Genomic DNA, 17,123 nt, shown 5'->3' with positions numbered 1-17,123 from the left:
CCAAATCAAGGCAGCGTGATGCTGGTCGTGAGGCTTTGTCCATCGTCAAAGGTCACCACCAGTTGGGCGTCACCTTTTGTAAGGGTCTGCTCTGCCTTAAGCCCGACAGTTTTACGGGCGCCGGGCAGGATGTAACTGCCACCCTCAAATCGGGCCAGGGCTTGCGTGCCCCGCATGACGGTCGCCTCCCGTATCTGGGCATAGGCCGTGCCGGTATTGCTGCACTGCAGGTTGAGAGTTTTGGCATCTGCCAGCTGGTTGGTGCAACTAACCTGACGTTTGGCCGCGGGGGGTGTGATGAACACCGGCATGCTCAAGGCCAGCGCGATGGGAACCTGGATGCCAGACGCAGGCAAGGCTTCTGGCACTTCGCGAATGATCATGCGATAAGTTAGTTGCCGGCTTGCATCCGCAGGTTTCAGCATGGCCAGGCGTACCACTTGCCTGGCCTTGGGCGCCAGCTTGATGATGGGGGGTGCCAGGATCATGTCTTCGGTCAGCACGAGTTCGTCAGTGCCGTCCGGTTTCTGGCTCCAGGTGTTGATGTCGGCCTGCAGCACGACTTCGGTGTCTGCTTCGTTGGTCAGTGTGACTGCAATCGCGCGATCGCGCGGGGTCATGTAAAGCCGCACCGGTGTCACCGAAAAAACGCCAGCCGTAGCTGCCGCCCAAGGCCCCAGCAGGCTTAGCAGGAAGGCGTAGGTGACAAGCTTGCGTCGGCGCTGTGAGACGTTCATCCTTAGAAGGATACCAGCATCTCAACCGATCTAGCATAGTTGCCGGCGTGGGCGAGATGCAGTGCTGTCACGGTACCGCGATCATCCTGAAGCCGCAAACGGGCCTGTTTTTCAATCGCTGCGGCTTCTGTGTCAAGGGCGTAGCGCCGGCTTTCGATTTCCCAGCCGTCGTCCGACTCCTCACCAGCCGTGGCGACCTGGCGCTGGTCCTCCAGCCGGCAGGTATAGCGGGCGCCCGGGTCATTGCGCGACAACTCGTTGCGGCAGTAGTCGGGCAGCAGTGAATCCCGTGTGGGCCGGTAGCCGGGCATGAAGCGGGCGTCCCCGAGGGTGCGGACCTGCGCGATGTTGACGAAGACGTTCGAGTTGCAAGTAACCTGCACCGAGGCGCCACCGGCACCGGAGCCCGAGGCGCTTGTGCAGGCGTTGTTGACACCGGTCAGGTTGATCTGGACGGTGAACTGGCCGCTGTCCGTTCCGGAAAAGGCGCAAACGCCCGTCAGAAACAGGGACACACCGAGAGCCAGCTTTGCAAGCGGACGCATCGGTGTTGTCATGACGGAGCTGACCTCAAGGTCTGACCAGTACGTTGGTACTTGCTCGATTAGTACGTGATGGTCAGGGTACGGGTCTTGTTGGTGGCTGCGGTGTTTGAGCAAGCGCCGCCGGCGGTTGCGCACTTGCCGGCCTGGCCAGCGATCATCGAGCCGGTCACGCTATAGGCCTGCGTGTTGCCGTTGCCAGTGCCGCCGGCTGCGCTCAGTGCCAGGGTGTAGGCAAGGTCAACAGCGTCATCGGTCACCGAGGTGGAGTCGAGTGCCAGGGTGTAAGGCAGTGTTTTTGTACACTGGATCGTGAAACCGCCGGCGGTGGTTTGTGCTTGGGCGGCAACCTGGAACGAGGTGTAGTTGAACACGACGTCCGAGGTCTTGACGTATTTGCAGGAGCTGGTCAGGTTGATGGTGACATCAAACGTTCCAGTGGCGGTCGCTGCCTGAACAGGCAGGGTTGCAATGCTGACGAGAGCCAAGGCAATCAGTGAGAGCAGTTTGTTCATGAAAATCTCCGGTTGAGGAAGCGAAAATGGAAACAAGGATTCGGTGAAGTGGACTGTAACTAGATATTTCTGAAATCGGTTCATTTGTATCTGTAACAGCGCACTCTAGTGGGGAATTTGTCACGACAAACCGTTGAAATTATTGGATTTATTCATAAATAGAGCCAAAAGACTTACTGGTAACAAGCGTAAATACTGCCGTCTGAAACGGCTTCTTCTTTCCGGATCCAGTGAATCAGTAACAAACCTGAAACAACCATGCCCCAAACCATGCAGAAACAAACCCTGTCTTTTCAAGCCGAAGTTGCGCAGCTGCTCAAGCTGGTCACGCACTCCCTGTATTCGAACCCGGACATCTTTTTGCGCGAGCTGGTTTCCAACGCGTCGGATGCCTGCGACAAGCTGCGCTTCGAAGCGTTGAACGATGCGTCGCTGTATGAAAGTGATCCCGAGCTCAAGGTGAAAGTGAGCTTTGACAAGGCGGCCGGGACGCTGACCATTACCGACAACGGCATCGGCTTGTCGCAGCAGGAAGCCATCGACAACCTCGGCACGATTGCCAAGAGCGGCACGCGCGACTTCATGGCCAAACTCTCGGGCGACCAGAAGAATGACGCGCAACTGATCGGCCAGTTCGGCGTCGGGTTTTATTCGGGCTTTATCGTGGCCGACCGCATCGCAGTGGAAAGCCGCCGCGCCGGCCTTCCGGCAAACCAGGGTGTGCGCTGGAGCAGCGACGGCACTGGCGAGTTTGAAGTCAGCGAGCTCGAACGTGCCGAGCGCGGAAGCAGCATCATCCTGCACCTCAAGGAGGAATCGCTCGACTACCTGAACGCCTGGAAACTCAAAGGCATCATCAACAAATACTCCGACCACATTTCGCTGCCCATCCTGATGCAGAAAGAAGCATGGAAGGAAGGCGAAAACGACCAGCCCGGCGAGATGGTGGTGACCGGCGAATGGGAAACCGTCAACCAGGCCGCGGCGCTGTGGACGCGCGCCAAAAAAGACATCACGCAAGACCAGTACGACGAGTTCTACAAGCAGATCAGCTACGACAGCGAAGCGCCACTGGCCACCACGCACAACCGCGTGGAAGGCGCCACCGAATACACGCAGCTGCTGTTCATCCCGGCCAAGGCGCCGATGGACATGTTCAACCGCGACAAGGCCGCGGGCGTCAAGCTCTACGTCAAGCGCGTCTTCATCATGGACGACGCCCAGGCGCTGATGCCGACCTACTTGCGCTTCGTCAAGGGCGTGGTGGACTCGTCCGACCTGCCGCTCAATGTCTCGCGCGAATTGCTGCAGGAAAGCCGCGCCGTCAAGGCAATCCGCGAAGGCTGCACCAAGCGCGTGCTGTCGATGATTGAAGACCTGGCCGCCAATGACGCCGACAAGTTCAAGGCTTTTTATGGCGAGTTCGGCGCCGTGCTCAAAGAGGGCCTGGGCGAAGACTTTGCCAACCGCGAGCGACTGGCCAAGCTGCTGCGCTTTGCCAGCTCAACGACGGATACCGTCAGCGTGGGCTTTGCCGACTACAAAGCCCGCATGAAGGAAGGCCAGGACGCGATTTACTACATCACCGCCGACACACTGGCCGCGGCAAAGAACAGCCCCCAGCTCGAAATCTTCCGCAAGAAAGGCATCGAAGTGCTGTTGATGGCCGACCGCGTGGACGAGTGGGCGCTCAATTACCTGCACGACTTTGACGGCACGCCGCTGCAGTCGGTCGCCAAGGGGGCGGTAGACCTGGGCAAGCTGCAGGACGAAGACGAGAAGAAGGCCGCCGAAGAGGCGCAGACACAGTTCAAGCCCATCCTCGACAAGCTGAAAGAAGCGCTGAAAGACAAAGCCAAGGACGTGCGCGCCACCTCCCGTCTTGTCGATTCACCTGCCTGCCTTGTGGTGCAGGACGGCGACATGTCGACCCAGCTGGCCCGCATGCTCAAGCAGGCCGGCCAGGCCGTGCCCGAGTCCAAGCCCATCCTGGAAGTCAATGCCCAGCACCCGCTGGTCAAAAAGCTTGAGGCTGGTGTGGAAGGCGCGCATTTTGACGACCTGGCCCACATCCTGTTTGACCAGGCCTTGCTGGCCGAAGGCGGCATGCCTGAAGACCCGGCCGCCTATGTGCGGCGGGTGAACGCGCTGCTGGTGTAGGCGCCGCGCGCCGATTTGGCGAATACCAGACCCCAGAAAGGCCCGGAGAGGCTTTTTTGTGAGCCAATTCGGCCTCTGGCCCTTTAGGAGTGTGCGTGGCCAGCTATTAAATTCATAGCGACAGCATGGCCGTGGCCGACTGTCTGGCGCGGGCTGGCAGCTGCTCAGCACACCAGCGGCGGATCCTGCATGGCCTCGGTTTGCTCTTCCAGCATATCGACCTGGCTTTTCCAGTAGTCGCTGGAGCCGAACCAGGGGAAATTGATCGGGAAGATCGGGTCATGCCAACGCTGTGCCAGCCAGGCGCTGTAGTGCACCAGGCGCAGCGTGCGCAGCGGCTCGATCAGCGCGAGCTCGCGCCGGTCGAATTCGCGGAACTCTTCGTAGCCGTCCACCAGCGCACCCAGCTGTCGGGTGCATTGCGCGCGGTCGCCCGACACCAGCATCCACAAATCCTGCACCGCCGGCCCGGTGCGCGCATCGTCCAGGTCGACAAAATGCGGGCCGGCCAGCGGCAGGCCTTCGGGCGTCCACAAAATATTGCCGGGGTGGCAGTCACCGTGCAGGCGCAGGTTTTTCACGTCGCCCACGCTTTCAAATACGGTTTGCGCCACCAGCATGGCTTCATCAAACGCCTTGCGCCAGCGAGACTCCATGTCCAGCGGGATGTAGCCGTGGGAACCTTGGGCGCCATGGTTGCCGCCCGCCAGCAGAATGTCACGCGAGGCATAACCAAAGGTCTGCAGGTTCAGGGCCGGCCGGTGCGCAAACGGTTTGGCGCTGCCGACGGTGTGGATGCGCGCCAGGAAACGGCCTATCCATTCCAGCACTTCCAGGTTGTCCAGCTCGGGCCGCCGCCCACCGCGGCTGGGCGACACGCTGAAGCTGAAGCCCTTGAAGTGGTGCACCGTGCGGCCTTCCAGCACAAGCGCGCCCACCACCGGTATCTCGGCGGCCATCAGCTCGGCGGCGAAGGCGTGTTCTTCGGCAATCTGTTCATCGGTCCAGCGGTCCGGCCGGTAAAACTTGGCCACCACGACATCGCCCGCCAGGTCTGCGTCGCCCACGGGGCTCTCAAGATGGATCTGGTAAACCCGGTTCTCGTAGCTTGAAAGCGCCATCAGGCGGCCGTCGCCCAGTAAACCGACGCTGGCCAGCGCATCGAGCACCACGTCGGGTGTCAATGTCTCGTACGCGTGCAGCGTTGCGTGCGCCGGAGCCTTGTGTTTTTCTGTCATGCCTGATTGTCGGCGCAGATGACGGTGCGCTGCCAGCAAGGGCTTGTAAACGCCTGTTTCTCGGATGAAAAGGCCGGCAACCTAATACCAAACTGCGCGAGAAGCTATAAAAATCATAGCAACTGCCGGTGAGGCAGGATGATTCAGGGCTGCAGGATATGGCCGGTGCGCGGGTCTCCCTTGCCGGCCAGCACTTCCTGGTAGGCCGCTTGCACCGCAACCTGTCCGGCGTGCCGCTGGGCGATGAGCCAGGGTGTTTTGGCACCCGTCACTTGCCGCGTGAAATCCCGCCAGGCGCGCACCAGCTGCTTTCCAAAGCCGTCCTCCCCCCAGTCGGTGATGCGCTTTTTAACTTGCGAAGGTGCAAAGAACAGTATGGGCCGGGGACCAGGCAAGTCCTTGGTGCTGCCTTTGGCGGCCAGGTCGTCCACGTGCGTGCCGCCTATCGAGCAGTTGTAGCGAAGCTGGCCAAAGCGGCTGTGAATGCGCTGGCGCAGGCTGGCGCTGCCCGCGAAGTCGACGTACACGCAAGCCGTGTCGGCGGCAATCGCGTCGAGCTGGTCATAGGTCGCCACACGGCTATAGCACCCCAGGCTTTCACAAAAAGCGACGTTGCCTGGCGACGTGAGGCCTATCACCTCAATACCCGGCCGCTTTGCCAGCTGAAAGGCTGTGCCATACGCCGTTTTGCTGGAGGCGCTGGACAGCAACATGGAGGTGGCGTCGAAAAAGTCGTTGTCCGCCAGGAAGTCATCAATCAGGAAGGAGGTAATGAACAGCGGGCGCAAGAGCGACTGCATGTCTTCGGTAGCCGCGTCATAAAACGGGTCCGCGCTGCAGCGCATGTACTGGTTGTAGGCCACCGGCAGGGCCCGCCGGCGCGCGGCGCCGTCAAAGAAGCCTGCAGGTGTCACGCGGGCCGGCTGCAGCACCAGCTCGCCGGCCATGGGGTAGTAGCCGTAAAACTTCTCCCCCACGGCTACGCCCTCGCATTGCGACTCCGCCACCGTGGCAAACCCCCAGACCGGGATGCAGCCCCAGCCGTCTTCCCCGGTCGGGAAAAACTGCCAGTAGTTCATCGCCTCGCCAAAGGCCGCGTACGTGATGTTGTTGGAGGTCAGCGCAAATGAGTCGATGCGCAGCCGCACCTGGCCGGTCGTGAGCGGCAAATGCGGATCGGTGTGCCAGCGAGTTTGGGCAAGGTCATCTTTCCGGACCTGAAAGGAGGTTGTGAGGGCGGTGTCGTTCATGCACAGCACCCTAAATGAAACGGCCCGCCGGTTCAACACCGGCGGGCCGCGTAGGTGACAACCACCCCCGTCCAGGCTCACTGCGTGTAGCCTGTTCCCCCCTCGAGGGGGCGGCGCCTGCGGCCCGGCGAAGCCGGTTCCGCGGCCCCTGCTGGTGAAATACCCCGCGCTGTTTACGCGCTGAACTCTTCATGCCAGCACGAGCCGCGGGACTGGCTTTGCCAGACCGCAGGCGGGCGGCCCCCTCGGGGGGCAGGGAGCTACACGCAGTGAGCGACCGTGGGGGCTCTATTACTTCAGGGTAATGGTCACGTCAATATTGCCGCGCGTTGCGTTCGAGTAAGGGCAAACCTGGTGCGCTGCATCCACCAGCGCTTGTGCTGCGGCGCGGTCCATGCCGGGCAGGGTGATGTCCAGGCGCACGGCGATGCCGTAGCCGTTCGGGATCTTGCCGAGGTCAACGCTGGAGTCGATGGAAACGTCTGCTGGCACGTCGATTTTCTTCATGCCGCCGACAGCCTTCATCGCGCCGATGAAGCAGGCTGCGTAGCCGGCTGCGAAGAGCTGCTCGGGGTTGGTGCCGGTTCCGGCGGTGCCGGGCGAGCTCAGCGTGACGTCCAGGCGGCCGTCGTCGGTCTTGGACTTGCCGTCACGGCCGCCGGTGGTGTGGGCGTGGGCGGTGTAGAGAACTTTTTCGAGTGTGGTCATGGTGGCTTCCTTTGGAAAATACCCCGGATCGGGGCGGGTTAAAAATTCAGTGAAATGGTGAAAGAAATCAGCCGGTGAGGCGGTTGCGAAACGACTGCACCTGCTGCGTCAGCGACACCAGCTCGGGAATCGAGCACTGGGTGGCGCTCAGGATGCAGCCCGGAATCTTTGCGGCCCTGGCCTTGAGCTTGCGGCCGGCCGCCGTCAGCGTGATGTGAACGCGGCGCTCATCTTCCACTGCGCGGATGCGTGAAAGCAGCCCGGCCGATTCCATGCGCTTGAGCAGCGGCGTCAGCGTGCCCGAGTCAAGGTAAAGCCGTTCACCAAGCTCGGACACCGTGAGGCCGTCCTGCTCCCACAGCACCAGCATTGCGAGGTATTGCGGATAGGTGAGGCCCATCTCCTCGAGCATGGGCTTGTACAGCTTGGTCATGGCCAAAGAGGTGGAGTACAGCGCAAAACACAGCTGGTTGTCCAGCTGCAGCATGGCGTCAGTGGCATTGGCGGAGTCGGTTTTGTTGGGCATGGGTTGAATTATAGCGAGCAATTGAATTGTGTGCAAGTTAATTGTTTCTGAATGTTCCACGGGAGCTTTTCAGGGGCTTTGTACCGGGGCCGCCTGTACCGGGGGCGCGCCACTAAACTTGAGGCCATGCAAACTCCCAGTACCGCGCGCGCCGCAAAACCGCCCAAAGGCAGTGGAAAGCCCGCGCCCGTTCCGCAAGTCATCGAAGAACTTCGCCCCGGCCAGTCGATCGAGCTGCTCAAGGAGCTGCACATCCTCACGCGCGAGGGCAAGCTCAACCAGGACACGCGGCGCAAGCTCAAGCAGGTCTACCACCTGTACCAGTTCATCGAGCCCCTGCTCAATGAGGTCGCGGCAGAAAAGGAAGACTTCACCCTGGCCGACCACGGCGCAGGCAAGTCCTACCTGGGCTTCATCCTGTACGACCTGTTTTTTAATGTCGCGCACCGCGGTGAAAAAACCGCAGGCCATGTGTACGGCATCGAAACCCGCGCCGAGCTGGTTGAAAAGTCACGCGTGCTGGCCCAGCGGCTGGGTTTTGCGCGCATGTCGTTCCTGAACCTATCGGTGCAGGAGGCCACCACTTCGGCTGAACTCCCGCCCACCGTGGACATCGTCACCGCCCTGCATGCCTGCGACACGGCCACCGATGACGCCATTGCATTCGGGCTGGCCAAAAACGCCCGCCATATGGTGCTGGTGCCGTGCTGCCAGGCTGAAGTGGCCGGTGTGCTGAAGAAAAGCCGTGCGCTGTCACTGTCTCGCACGCCGCTGGCTGAACTCTGGCGGCACCCGCTGCACACGCGTGAATTCGGCAGCCAGATCACCAATGTGTTGCGCTGCCTGCAGCTCGAAGCCAACGGCTACCAGGTCACGGTGACTGAGCTTGTGGGCTGGGAGCATTCGATGAAGAACGAACTCATCCTGGCCAGCAAGCCCGAGCAACCCCAGGCCGGTAAAACCCGTGCCGCCCAAGCGCGTTTGCGCGAGGTGCTTGAAGAGCTGGGTCTGGGTGAACTGACGGCCCGCTTTGCGGTGCAGGCCGAGCCGGCCTAGAAGCCTAAAGCAGGGCCGGCGCTTCGCTGCGGCGTTCTGCCGCCAGCACGCGAATGGTGGCAATCAGCTGGTGCTGTGCCTCGGTGGGCGCCATGTCGGCACGCAGCGTCAACCCCACCAGCTCTTCGGTGCCCGCCATGCTGACGGGCAGGCGCACCAGCGTGCCGCTCTCCAGGTCCGGCCGCACAGCCCCCAGCGGCGCAAGCCAGGCCGCATCGCTTTGCAGCGCATAGCCGCGTGCGATGGACACCGACAGCGTTTCGACCAGGCGCATAGGCGGCGGCAGGCCGCGCGTGAGGAAAAAGCTGTCGGCGGTATGGCGTATGGCCGTGCCCTGCGTGGGCAGTATCGCGGGGAAGGCCTGCAAGCCGGCCAGCGGATCGGCCTTGCGCCCGGCCTGCGCCAGCAGGGGGTGGCCGGGGCGCACTGCCAATACCAAGGGGTCGGCGTACAGGTGCTCAAACGTCAGCCCCAACATATGGGCCGGCTCGGCAAAACGTCCAATCACCAGGTCCAGTTCGCGCTGGCGCAGGCTGGCCAGCAGTTCGGGGTTGGAGCCGGTCTGGATGCGCAGGCTGGTGTGCGCATCCGGCCCGGACTGAGCCTCTTGCCGCGCCAGCAGCAAGGGCATCAGCCACGGTGCCACCGTCGGCAGCACACCGATGGCAATCACCGCGCTGCCCTGCCGCCGTGTCTGCGCGACGCTGGCGACCGCTTCACGCAGCGCGCTTACGCTGGCGCCGGCATGCCGCAAAAAGGCCTCGCCCTCGCGTGTGGGCACGGCGCCTTTGCGCCCGCGCTCAAACAGCCGCACCGCCAGCAGGCCCTCGAGCTCTTTCAGGGTTTTGGATACGGCGGGCTGCGTGATGGCGAGCACGTCGGCTGCCTTTTGCAGGCTGCCATGCTGTGCCACCGCCAGAAAGCACTGCAGGTGCCGGTATTTGATGCGTTCATCGACCATGCTCCGATTTGACCATCTGGTTATGGATAAGTCGAGAAAATGTCAATATACATAACTGTTTCGGCCGATTAAAGTCGACTCAGCACGAAAAACCCGAAAAGCGCCTGCTAAAAAGGCGCCAACCTCTTTCGACCTCTGGAGACATCGATGAAACCCGACCTGAACAACAGCTTTCTGGCCCCACGCGACTGGACCAGCCATTCGCCCCATATTTATCCGGGCTACAAATCCACCTTGCTGCGCGGCCCCAAGCAGCCGCTGGTGCCTATCAAGCAAGCGCTCGCACAGCTCAACGCGCCTGTCTATGGCGCCGAACAACTGGGCCCGCTCGACAACGACCTGACCAAAAATGCCGTGATGAACGGCGACCCGCTGGGTGAACGCATCATCGTCACCGGCCGTGTGCTCGACGAAGACGGCCGCCCCGTGCGCAACACGCTGGTGGAAGTCTGGCAGGCCAACGCGGCCGGCCGCTACGTGCACAAGGTCGACCAGCACGACGCGCCGCTGGACCCGAACTTTCTGGGCGCCGGCCGCTGCATGACCGACAACGAAGGCCACTACAGCTTCAAGACCATCAAGCCCGGTGCCTACCCCTGGGGCAACCACCCCAATGCCTGGCGTCCGCAGCATATTCATTTTTCGCTGTTCGGTGACTACTTCGCCAGCCGCCTGGTCACGCAGATGTATTTCCCCGGCGACCCGCTGCTGGGTTACGACCCCATGTACATGGGCGCGCCCGAAAGCGTGCGCGAGCTGATGGTCTCGAAATTCAGCCTCGACGTGACCCAGCCCGACTACGCGCTGGGCTATGTGTTCGACATCGTGCTGCGCGGCCCCAAAGCCACGCGCTTTGAATAAGCGGCGGAAGGACAACACCATGAGCCAACTCAAACAAACTCCATCGCAAACCGTCGGTCCCTTTTTTGCCTACGGCCTTACGCCCACGCAATACGGCTACGACCTCAAAAGCCTGTTCACGCCGGTGCTGGCCCAGCCCACTGCGAAGGGCGAGCACATCCGTATCACCGGCCAGGTGTTTGACGGCGCCGGCAATGCCGTGATGGACGCGATGGTCGAGATTGCCCAGCCCGACGGCAGTGGGCAGCCCATCTCGTCGGTGGCCGATGCCGAAGCGCGCGGCTTCACCGGCTTCGGCCGCTGCGGCACCGGCACCCTGGCGCAAAGCCATTACGAGTTCTTCACCGTCAAGCCCGGTGCGGTGGCGGGGCAAGCACCGTTCATCAACGTCTGCGTCACCATGCGCGGCCTGCTGGTGCATACGTTCACGCGCATCTACTTTGATGATGAAGCGGGGGCGAACAGCAAAGACGCGGTGCTGGCAAGCGTGCCGGCCGAACGGCGCAGCACCCTGGTTGCCCAACGCGACATGACGGGGGCCGGAGCGGTATACCGATTCGACATCCGCATGCAGGACAGCGCCGCCGGCAAGGAAACAGTGTTCTTCGACCTGTGAGCGTGGACCGGGGTTGAGCGGCCGGCCTTGATTGCTACTAATTAGATAGCTGATTGCGCTCGTCCCTATTGGTCTGCAGCCACATTTCTTATAAAAATGCCCTGAAGGCTACAGCCGTGCGACCATGGCGGCAATGCCGCCATGAAGGTTGTTACGCGCGCCGGTGTACAGGCGCAGCCCGCCCGCGCTATAAAACAGGCCATCACTTTCAAGAGGCCTGCCATGACCATTCATCTGGACCACTTCATCGTATCGGCGCGCGACAAGGTGGCTTCTGCCAGGTTTTTGGCCGGGCTGCTCGGCGTGCCATGGGCCGAAACCACGATTGGGCCCTTTTCCGCCGTCTACATCAACGAAGGCCTGACGCTGGACTTCATCGACACCGACGAAGACTTTCCCGTCGAGCATTTCTGCTTTCGCGTGAGCGAGCAGGAGTTCGATGCGATCCTGGGGCGCATCCAGGCGGCTGGAATCAAGTACCGCAGCTCGGTGCGCGGCCCCATGGACATGCAGGTCAGCACGTACCTTGGCGGCAAAGGCATTTACTGGAACGAGCCCGAGGGGCACCAGTGGGAGATGCTCACGGTAAGTTATGCGCGAAGATGAATCCACCCCCGTCCAGGCTCACTGCGTGTAGCCTGTTCCCCCCTCAAGGGGGCGGCGCCTGGGGCCGGCGAAGCCGGACCCTCGGCCCCCGCTTGCGAAATACCCGACGCTGATCACGCCTACTGAACTCTTAAACCCAGCATGAGCCGTGGAACCGGCTTTGCCGGGCCACAGGCGGGCGGCCCCCTCGGGGGGGCAGCGACCCACACGCAGTGGGGGAGCGTGGGGCTCAATCCTCGCCGTAATCATGGTCCGGGTGGTTGATGGTCCCCAACTTCCAGTAGCCACGGCCCATAATGCTGCTGCGTTCCACACCCAGCTCTTCAATCAGCAACTGGCGTAGTCGGCGCATGGCCGCCGCCTCGCAGGCCAGGTAAATGCGCGTGCCGGGTGCGGGTGCGCCGGCTTTGCGCAACGCGGCTTCCAGTGCCTGGCCGGCCTTGTTGTTGTCGGCGCCACGGGCGACCCATTGGGCATTCACTTTGGCGGTGCTTTGCAGCGGGCGCTCTTCAGCTGCATCCACCACCTCGACAAGCACCTGAACTTGCGCGCTCGCGGGCAAGCTGGCCAGAATGGTTTCAAACGCGGGCAAGGCGCTGTCGTCACCGATCAAAAAATGCGCGGGCGCATCCAGCTGAACTTTGTAGCCCGGGCCTGGGCCCATCAAATACAGCACCTGGCCCGGCTGCGCCTGCGCCGCCCAGGTGGATGCGGGGCCATCGCCGTGCAGCACAAAATCGACATCGACTTCCAGCACATCGCTGCGCACCGCCAGCGGCGTGTAAGTGCGCATGGACTTCGCCCGCGGGCCATCGGGCAAGGGACGGTCAGGCTCGGTTTGTCCCGGCTCGGGAAAAATCAGCTTCATGTAGCAGGCCGGGTCGGCCACCTCAAAGCCTTCCAGTTCCGCGCCTTGCAGTGTGATGCGGCGCATCAGCGGGCTCAGGGTTTGCACGCGAGTGACCTGCACGTGGCGTGGCGGCCGGCGCTTGCGCGGTGCGGTCTCGGGAGAAGGGGCGGTGGCCTGCGGTATTGTGGACATGGTGTCTTTCAGGGCGAGGCATCGCGCTGCCCAAAGGTTAAAACTCTAATTGAGAATAATTATCATCTGATTGCAATGGGCTGGTGGATTGAAGGGGGAAAGACGGTGGCTTGCGTCCTGCTCATCGCCCCGCAGCGCGAGGTGCCCGCAGCTCATGGGTGGCCAATAGCCCGAAAGACAGCGCGCCAACCTCCGCAAGCGCCTCAAGGGGCGACCAGAACCGGCGCAAAGGGCAGTCGAAGGTCTGCCCAGGGCTGGGCGGACCAATGGGGTTACTTGTTGCCCGAGACCGTACTCATCCAGTCACCGATGGCTTGGGCTGACGAGGCCGGTGCGTTGAGGTGACTGGACGCCGGTTGATAGAGCTGGGTCAGTGGATGCTTCGGCAGGAGTTCGAACAGTTGACCATTGGCTCGCGCCAACGCTGGGTAGTCATTGACCGGTGCGATGTAAAGCACGGGCGTCTCGGCCTTGAATGCCTTCATGGCGTTGACCTGGTTCATCGCACCTTCAGGCTCAAACCATGTCAGATAGCTGGCTGGCGTTGTGACCACGGGGTAGACACCTTTGCTGCCTTCGTAATCTGACAACTGAACTTTCTCCGCACCCTTGCCCTCGTCAAGGTTCTTGCGAGCCAGGGACAACGCCTCTGCGAGCTTCTCGCGAAATAAAGTGCTTCCAACGTTGCCGCCAGGCGCGATGGCGACCACGCCGTCCACCTTGTATTTGCTCCCGAAATAAAGAGCGAATATTCCGCCCTGGCTGTGGCCTGCAACAAATACCTTGTTGACACCTTTTGTCCGAAGGCGGCTGATCGCGGATTCAACTTCGGCTTCGGCAGTTGCCACGTTGACGTCATAGCCCCTTCGCGCAGACCAGGGCATTTCGATGTTTTCGACCTGAAAACCGCGTCCCTGAAGCGAGGAGGCCAAATCAGACACCAGCCTGGAAGGGGATCCGCCTTTCCCGTGCATGACGACCACACCGATGGCGCCCGTGTCAGCCTGAACGCTCAGGCACATCAGCAGCACCATGGCTGCCAGAAACTTGGTGAATGTATTCACGGCTGCGCGCCCCTCCATATGTATAAGGTATTTGAAGCTCTTGTGCCCAAGCCAGCTCTACAGTGCATCATCGTAATTTAATCTTGTGGCTTCGAAAAGCCATTTGGCTTTGCCGGACGATTTTCAAGAGGCGCCCTTGCGCAGTCCGTGCCGGCCTGGTCGTGGTCAGGGCTGGTGCCCTGCGATAATTTGAGCCTGAATCTGCTTGCAACTCGACACCCCTCTATCGAACCTCCCTCATGACCACCATCGGCACCCCGCTTTCCTCCCACGCCACCAAAGTCATGCTGCTCGGCTCCGGCGAGCTGGGCAAGGAAGTGCTGATCGCCCTGCAACGCCTGGGCGTTGAAACCATCGCCACCGACCGGTATGACAACGCGCCGGGCCAGCAGGTGGCCCACCATGCGCGCACCATCACCATGAGTGACCCGGCGCAGCTCAAGGCGCTGATTGAAAAAGAAAAGCCCGATCTGGTGGTGCCAGAGATCGAAGCGATTGCTACACCCATGCTCGAAGAGCTTGAGGCCGCCGGTGTGGTGCGCGTGATCCCGACGGCGCGTGCCGCGCGCCTGACCATGGACCGCGAAGGCATACGCCGCCTGGCCGCCGAAACCCTGGGCCTGCCGACCAGCCCCTACAAGTTTTGTGATTCGCTGGAAGAGCTGCAGGCCGCCATCGATGGCACCACGGGCTACCCCTGCGTCGTCAAGCCGGTGATGAGCTCGTCGGGCAAGGGCCAAAGCAAAATCTCCGGCCCCGAAGACGTCAAAAAAGCCTGGGACTACGCGATGGCCGGCGGCCGTGTGAGCCACGGCCGTGTGATCGTTGAAGGGTTTATTGATTTTGATTACGAGATCACGCAGCTCACCGTGCGTGCCATGGGCGCCGACGGAAGCATTGAAACGCATTTCTGCGAGCCCATCGGCCACATCCAGGTCAGCGGCGACTACGTGGAAAGCTGGCAGCCGCACCCCATGCGCCCCAACGCGCTGAAAAAATGCCGCGACATCTGCAAGGCCGTCACGGATAACCTGGGGCTGGGCTTTGACGGCAAACCTTCGGGGCTGGGCCTTTTTGGGGTTGAACTGTTTGTGAAGGGCGAAGACGTCTGGTTCAGCGAAGTCAGCCCGCGCCCGCACGACACCGGCATGGTGACGATGTGTACCCAGTGGCAAAACGAATTTGAGCTGCATGCACGCGCCATCCTGGGCCTGCCCGTCAACACTGCGCTCAAGAGCCCGGGCGCGAGTGCCGTGATTTATGGCGGTGTCGATGCGAAGGGCATTGTGTTCGACGGCGTGGCCGACGCGCTGCGTGTGCCCAACAGCGACATCCGGCTGTTCGGAAAGCCCGAGAGTTTTGTCAAACGCCGCATGGGCGTGGCGCTGGCTTTTGATGCCGACGTGGAGGTGGCACGCCGCAACGCCAAGCTGGCCGCGTCCCGGGTCAAACCCCGGGTGCCGAAAGACTGATCCCTATGGAAAGGGCTGCGGCATGAACCTCTCTGCGCTCATCTCCTGGGCGGACGACTCTTCGCTGCACGTCTTGCTGGCAGCCGGCATCAGCATCGTTCTGGCGCTGGTGGCGCACACCATAGGCGCTGTCGTTGTCCTGCGGCTGACGCGTTCCATGCCTGTGATGGCCCGGGTCGCCGAGCAATGCCGCTCTCCGGTGCAGGTGCTGCTGCCCCTGATCGCCCTGCAGATCGTCTGGCACAGCGCGCCGGATACCTTTCCGCTGATCAACGGGGTGCGCCATGCCAATGGCCTGCTGCTGCTCGCCGCCCTGACGTGGGCAGGCATGCGCGCGGCGCGCGGGGCAGCGATGGGGGTGATCGGCCTGCACCCGGTCGATGTGGAGGACAACCTCAACGCCCGCCGCATCCATACGCAGACCCGCATGCTGGCGCGCACCGCCATGTTCATCGTGCTGCTGACGGGGCTGGCCCTGATGCTGATGACCTTTCCCGGCGCCCGCCAGTTCGGGGCCAGCCTGCTGGCTTCGGCGGGTGTGGCGGGGCTGGTGATCGGTATCGCGGCCCGGCCTGTGTTCAGCAACCTGATTGCCGGCCTGCAGCTGGCGCTGGCGCAGCCCATCCGCCTGGACGACGTGCTGATCGTGCAGGGCGAATGGGGCCGGGTGGAGGAGATCACCGGCACCTATGTGGTGCTGAAGATATGGGACGAGCGGCGCCTGATCGTTCCGTTGCAGTGGTTCATTGAAAACCCGTTCCAGAACTGGACGCGCACCGGCGCCCAGATCATCGGCACGGTCTTTATCTGGGTTGACTACCGCACGCCCCTGGCCCCGTTACGCGACGCGGCACGGCGCGCCTGCGAGGAGGCACCCGAGTGGGACAAGCGGCTGTGCCTGCTGCAGGTGGTGGAATCAGGCGAGCGCAGCATGCAGCTGCGGGTGCTGGTGACGTCCGCCAACTCCAGCCTGAACTGGGACTTGCGCTGCAAGGTGCGAGAGGCGCTGGTGGACTTCATGCAGCGCGAATACCCGCAGCATTTGCCGCTGGTGCGTACCGAGTCAGCCGAGCCGCGGCAGCCGGCGGAGCTGCCGGCTGCCGGCCCTCTTGCCGATCAGGCCGGCGAGTTCAGGCGGCCTTGAGCCGGACGGGCTGCTGGCCATCGCCCACGCAGCGCATGAAGGCATGGCTGTCGATCAGCGGAAAGCTTTTGGCGTCCGGCAACTGGTAGTGCCACCATTCGTTGGGGTGGTGCACAAAGCCCGCTTCCAGCATGACCGTGAGTAGCCGCATGCGGTTGACCTGGACGGCCACAGGGTGTGCCGTGTGAAAGTGATGGGACCCGTGCGTCATGGTGTCGACCGGCGTGCCCATGTCCAGTTCCTGCCCGTCGGGCGCCAGCAGCGTGACATCAAGCGCCACGCCCCGCGTGTGGTTGGAGCCCTTGGCCGGATCGGCAATGTAGGCGGGGTTGGGCGCCACGGCCCAAAGTGCCTCCTGCGCTTCCTGCGGCCTGAAGGCATCAAAAATCTTGAGCTGAAAGCCCATGTCTTTCGCGGCCGTGATGGCTTTGCGCAGGCCGGCGTCTGCCTGCGGATGCAAAAAGCACAGCGGGCTGTCATAAATCACCTGGCCGGTGAAGTTGTTGGTGCTTGCGTAGATCAGGTCGATCACAACGCCATGACTGGCTTCTGTGACAGGAACGAGCGGTGAAAGATTTTCCATGGGCAGGTGACATTTATGAAAAATAAGGCTGCAAACCAATAA

At 62.1% G+C, this 17,123-nt stretch carries 18 protein-coding genes; 7 read left to right on the top strand and 11 right to left on the bottom strand.

Annotation, left to right across the window (positions count from 1 at the left end):
* Positions 1-5 precede the first annotated feature (5 nt).
* From AC1DZE_RS04450 to AC1DZE_RS04440, 3 genes are read right to left on the bottom strand one after another with little or no spacing between them, the layout of a single operon-like run.
* Positions 6-737, bottom strand: a complete 732-nt coding sequence (locus AC1DZE_RS04450; protein WP_477672476.1) for a fimbrial biogenesis chaperone — start codon at positions 735-737, stop codon at positions 6-8.
* A 2-nt stretch (positions 738-739) separates the two neighbouring features.
* Complete coding sequence (locus AC1DZE_RS04445) at positions 740-1,294, bottom strand: hypothetical protein (RefSeq protein ID WP_477699830.1); 555 nt, start codon at positions 1,292-1,294, stop codon at positions 740-742.
* 47 nt (positions 1,295-1,341) lie between these two features.
* A complete protein-coding gene (locus AC1DZE_RS04440) occupies positions 1,342-1,794 on the bottom strand; it encodes a spore coat protein U domain-containing protein (RefSeq protein WP_477672479.1) in 453 nt (150 codons plus the stop codon).
* A gap of 270 nt (positions 1,795-2,064) precedes the next feature.
* Between AC1DZE_RS04440 and htpG the strand changes: the two genes are divergently transcribed.
* Positions 2,065-3,954 (top strand): molecular chaperone HtpG, encoded by a 1,890-nt coding sequence (gene htpG / locus AC1DZE_RS04435; protein WP_477699874.1) that lies wholly within the window; start codon positions 2,065-2,067, stop codon positions 3,952-3,954.
* Positions 3,955-4,118: 164 nt separating this feature from the next.
* Here htpG and AC1DZE_RS04430 read toward each other — a convergent pair whose 3' ends face one another.
* The 4 genes from AC1DZE_RS04430 to AC1DZE_RS04415 all read right to left on the bottom strand — a co-directional run bounded on the left by AC1DZE_RS04430 (position 4,119) and on the right by AC1DZE_RS04415 (position 7,676).
* Entirely contained in the window at positions 4,119-5,192 is a 1,074-nt protein-coding gene (locus AC1DZE_RS04430) for a serine/threonine protein kinase (protein WP_477672474.1), read from the bottom strand.
* A 143-nt stretch (positions 5,193-5,335) separates the two neighbouring features.
* Positions 5,336-6,442, bottom strand: a complete 1,107-nt coding sequence (locus AC1DZE_RS04425) for a DUF2855 family protein (RefSeq protein ID WP_477672473.1) — start codon at positions 6,440-6,442, stop codon at positions 5,336-5,338.
* 291 nt (positions 6,443-6,733) lie between these two features.
* Entirely contained in the window at positions 6,734-7,150 is a 417-nt protein-coding gene (locus tag AC1DZE_RS04420) for an organic hydroperoxide resistance protein (protein ID WP_477647553.1), read from the bottom strand.
* Positions 7,151-7,217: 67 nt separating this feature from the next.
* Positions 7,218-7,676 carry a MarR family winged helix-turn-helix transcriptional regulator gene (locus tag AC1DZE_RS04415; RefSeq protein ID WP_477672472.1) on the bottom strand — a complete coding sequence of 153 codons (459 nt, stop codon included), beginning with the start codon at positions 7,674-7,676 and terminating at the stop codon, positions 7,218-7,220.
* Between the two features lie 126 nt (positions 7,677-7,802).
* Here AC1DZE_RS04415 and AC1DZE_RS04410 point away from each other — a divergent pair, with 126 nt between their 5' ends.
* Complete coding sequence (locus tag AC1DZE_RS04410; RefSeq protein ID WP_477699829.1) at positions 7,803-8,732, top strand: class I SAM-dependent methyltransferase; 930 nt, start codon at positions 7,803-7,805, stop codon at positions 8,730-8,732.
* Between the two features lie 4 nt (positions 8,733-8,736).
* Here the strand turns inward: AC1DZE_RS04410 and pcaQ are convergent, their stop codons facing one another.
* The gene (gene pcaQ, locus AC1DZE_RS04405; RefSeq protein WP_477673708.1) at positions 8,737-9,693 is read right to left on the bottom strand and encodes a pca operon transcription factor PcaQ; all 957 of its coding nucleotides are present in this window, start codon (positions 9,691-9,693) and stop codon (positions 8,737-8,739) included.
* A 147-nt stretch (positions 9,694-9,840) separates the two neighbouring features.
* On the opposite strand from pcaQ, the gene pcaH reads away from it, so the two are divergent.
* The 3 genes from pcaH (at position 9,841) to AC1DZE_RS04390 (ending at position 11,776) form a co-directional block, all read left to right on the top strand.
* Positions 9,841-10,554 carry a protocatechuate 3,4-dioxygenase subunit beta gene (gene pcaH / locus AC1DZE_RS04400; RefSeq protein WP_477673707.1) on the top strand — a complete coding sequence of 238 codons (714 nt, stop codon included), beginning with the start codon at positions 9,841-9,843 and terminating at the stop codon, positions 10,552-10,554.
* 19 nt (positions 10,555-10,573) lie between these two features.
* Positions 10,574-11,170 carry a protocatechuate 3,4-dioxygenase subunit alpha gene (pcaG, locus tag AC1DZE_RS04395; protein ID WP_477668617.1) on the top strand — a complete coding sequence of 199 codons (597 nt, stop codon included), beginning with the start codon at positions 10,574-10,576 and terminating at the stop codon, positions 11,168-11,170.
* A 222-nt stretch (positions 11,171-11,392) separates the two neighbouring features.
* A complete protein-coding gene (locus AC1DZE_RS04390; protein ID WP_477699828.1) occupies positions 11,393-11,776 on the top strand; it encodes a VOC family protein in 384 nt (127 codons plus the stop codon).
* Positions 11,777-12,005: 229 nt separating this feature from the next.
* On the opposite strand, the gene AC1DZE_RS04385 is transcribed toward AC1DZE_RS04390, so the two are convergent.
* Both AC1DZE_RS04385 and AC1DZE_RS04380 read right to left on the bottom strand, forming a co-directional pair.
* Positions 12,006-12,818 carry a siderophore-interacting protein gene (locus AC1DZE_RS04385; RefSeq protein ID WP_477674481.1) on the bottom strand — a complete coding sequence of 271 codons (813 nt, stop codon included), beginning with the start codon at positions 12,816-12,818 and terminating at the stop codon, positions 12,006-12,008.
* A gap of 272 nt (positions 12,819-13,090) precedes the next feature.
* Positions 13,091-13,882: an alpha/beta hydrolase gene (locus tag AC1DZE_RS04380; protein WP_477699827.1), complete on the bottom strand. Its 792-nt coding sequence runs from the start codon at positions 13,880-13,882 to the stop codon at positions 13,091-13,093.
* A gap of 239 nt (positions 13,883-14,121) precedes the next feature.
* On the opposite strand from AC1DZE_RS04380, the gene purT reads away from it, so the two are divergent.
* Together purT and AC1DZE_RS04370 are read left to right on the top strand one after the other, a co-directional pair.
* A complete protein-coding gene (gene purT, locus AC1DZE_RS04375; protein ID WP_477699826.1) occupies positions 14,122-15,354 on the top strand; it encodes a formate-dependent phosphoribosylglycinamide formyltransferase in 1,233 nt (410 codons plus the stop codon).
* A gap of 22 nt (positions 15,355-15,376) precedes the next feature.
* Complete coding sequence (locus tag AC1DZE_RS04370; protein WP_477673377.1) at positions 15,377-16,498, top strand: mechanosensitive ion channel family protein; 1,122 nt, start codon at positions 15,377-15,379, stop codon at positions 16,496-16,498.
* Here AC1DZE_RS04370 and ddpX read toward each other — a convergent pair.
* On the bottom strand, positions 16,485-17,081 hold the full coding sequence (ddpX, locus tag AC1DZE_RS04365) for a D-alanyl-D-alanine dipeptidase (RefSeq protein WP_477673378.1): 597 nt from the start codon (positions 17,079-17,081) through the stop codon (positions 16,485-16,487). The genes AC1DZE_RS04370 and ddpX overlap by 14 nt on opposite strands.
* Between the last annotated feature and the right edge of the window lie 42 nt (positions 17,082-17,123).

Source organism: Polaromonas sp. P1_F1 (assembly GCF_056405795.1).
Note: the sequence above shows the minus strand (reverse complement) of the source record. Positions and strands in the feature narration are given on the sequence as shown.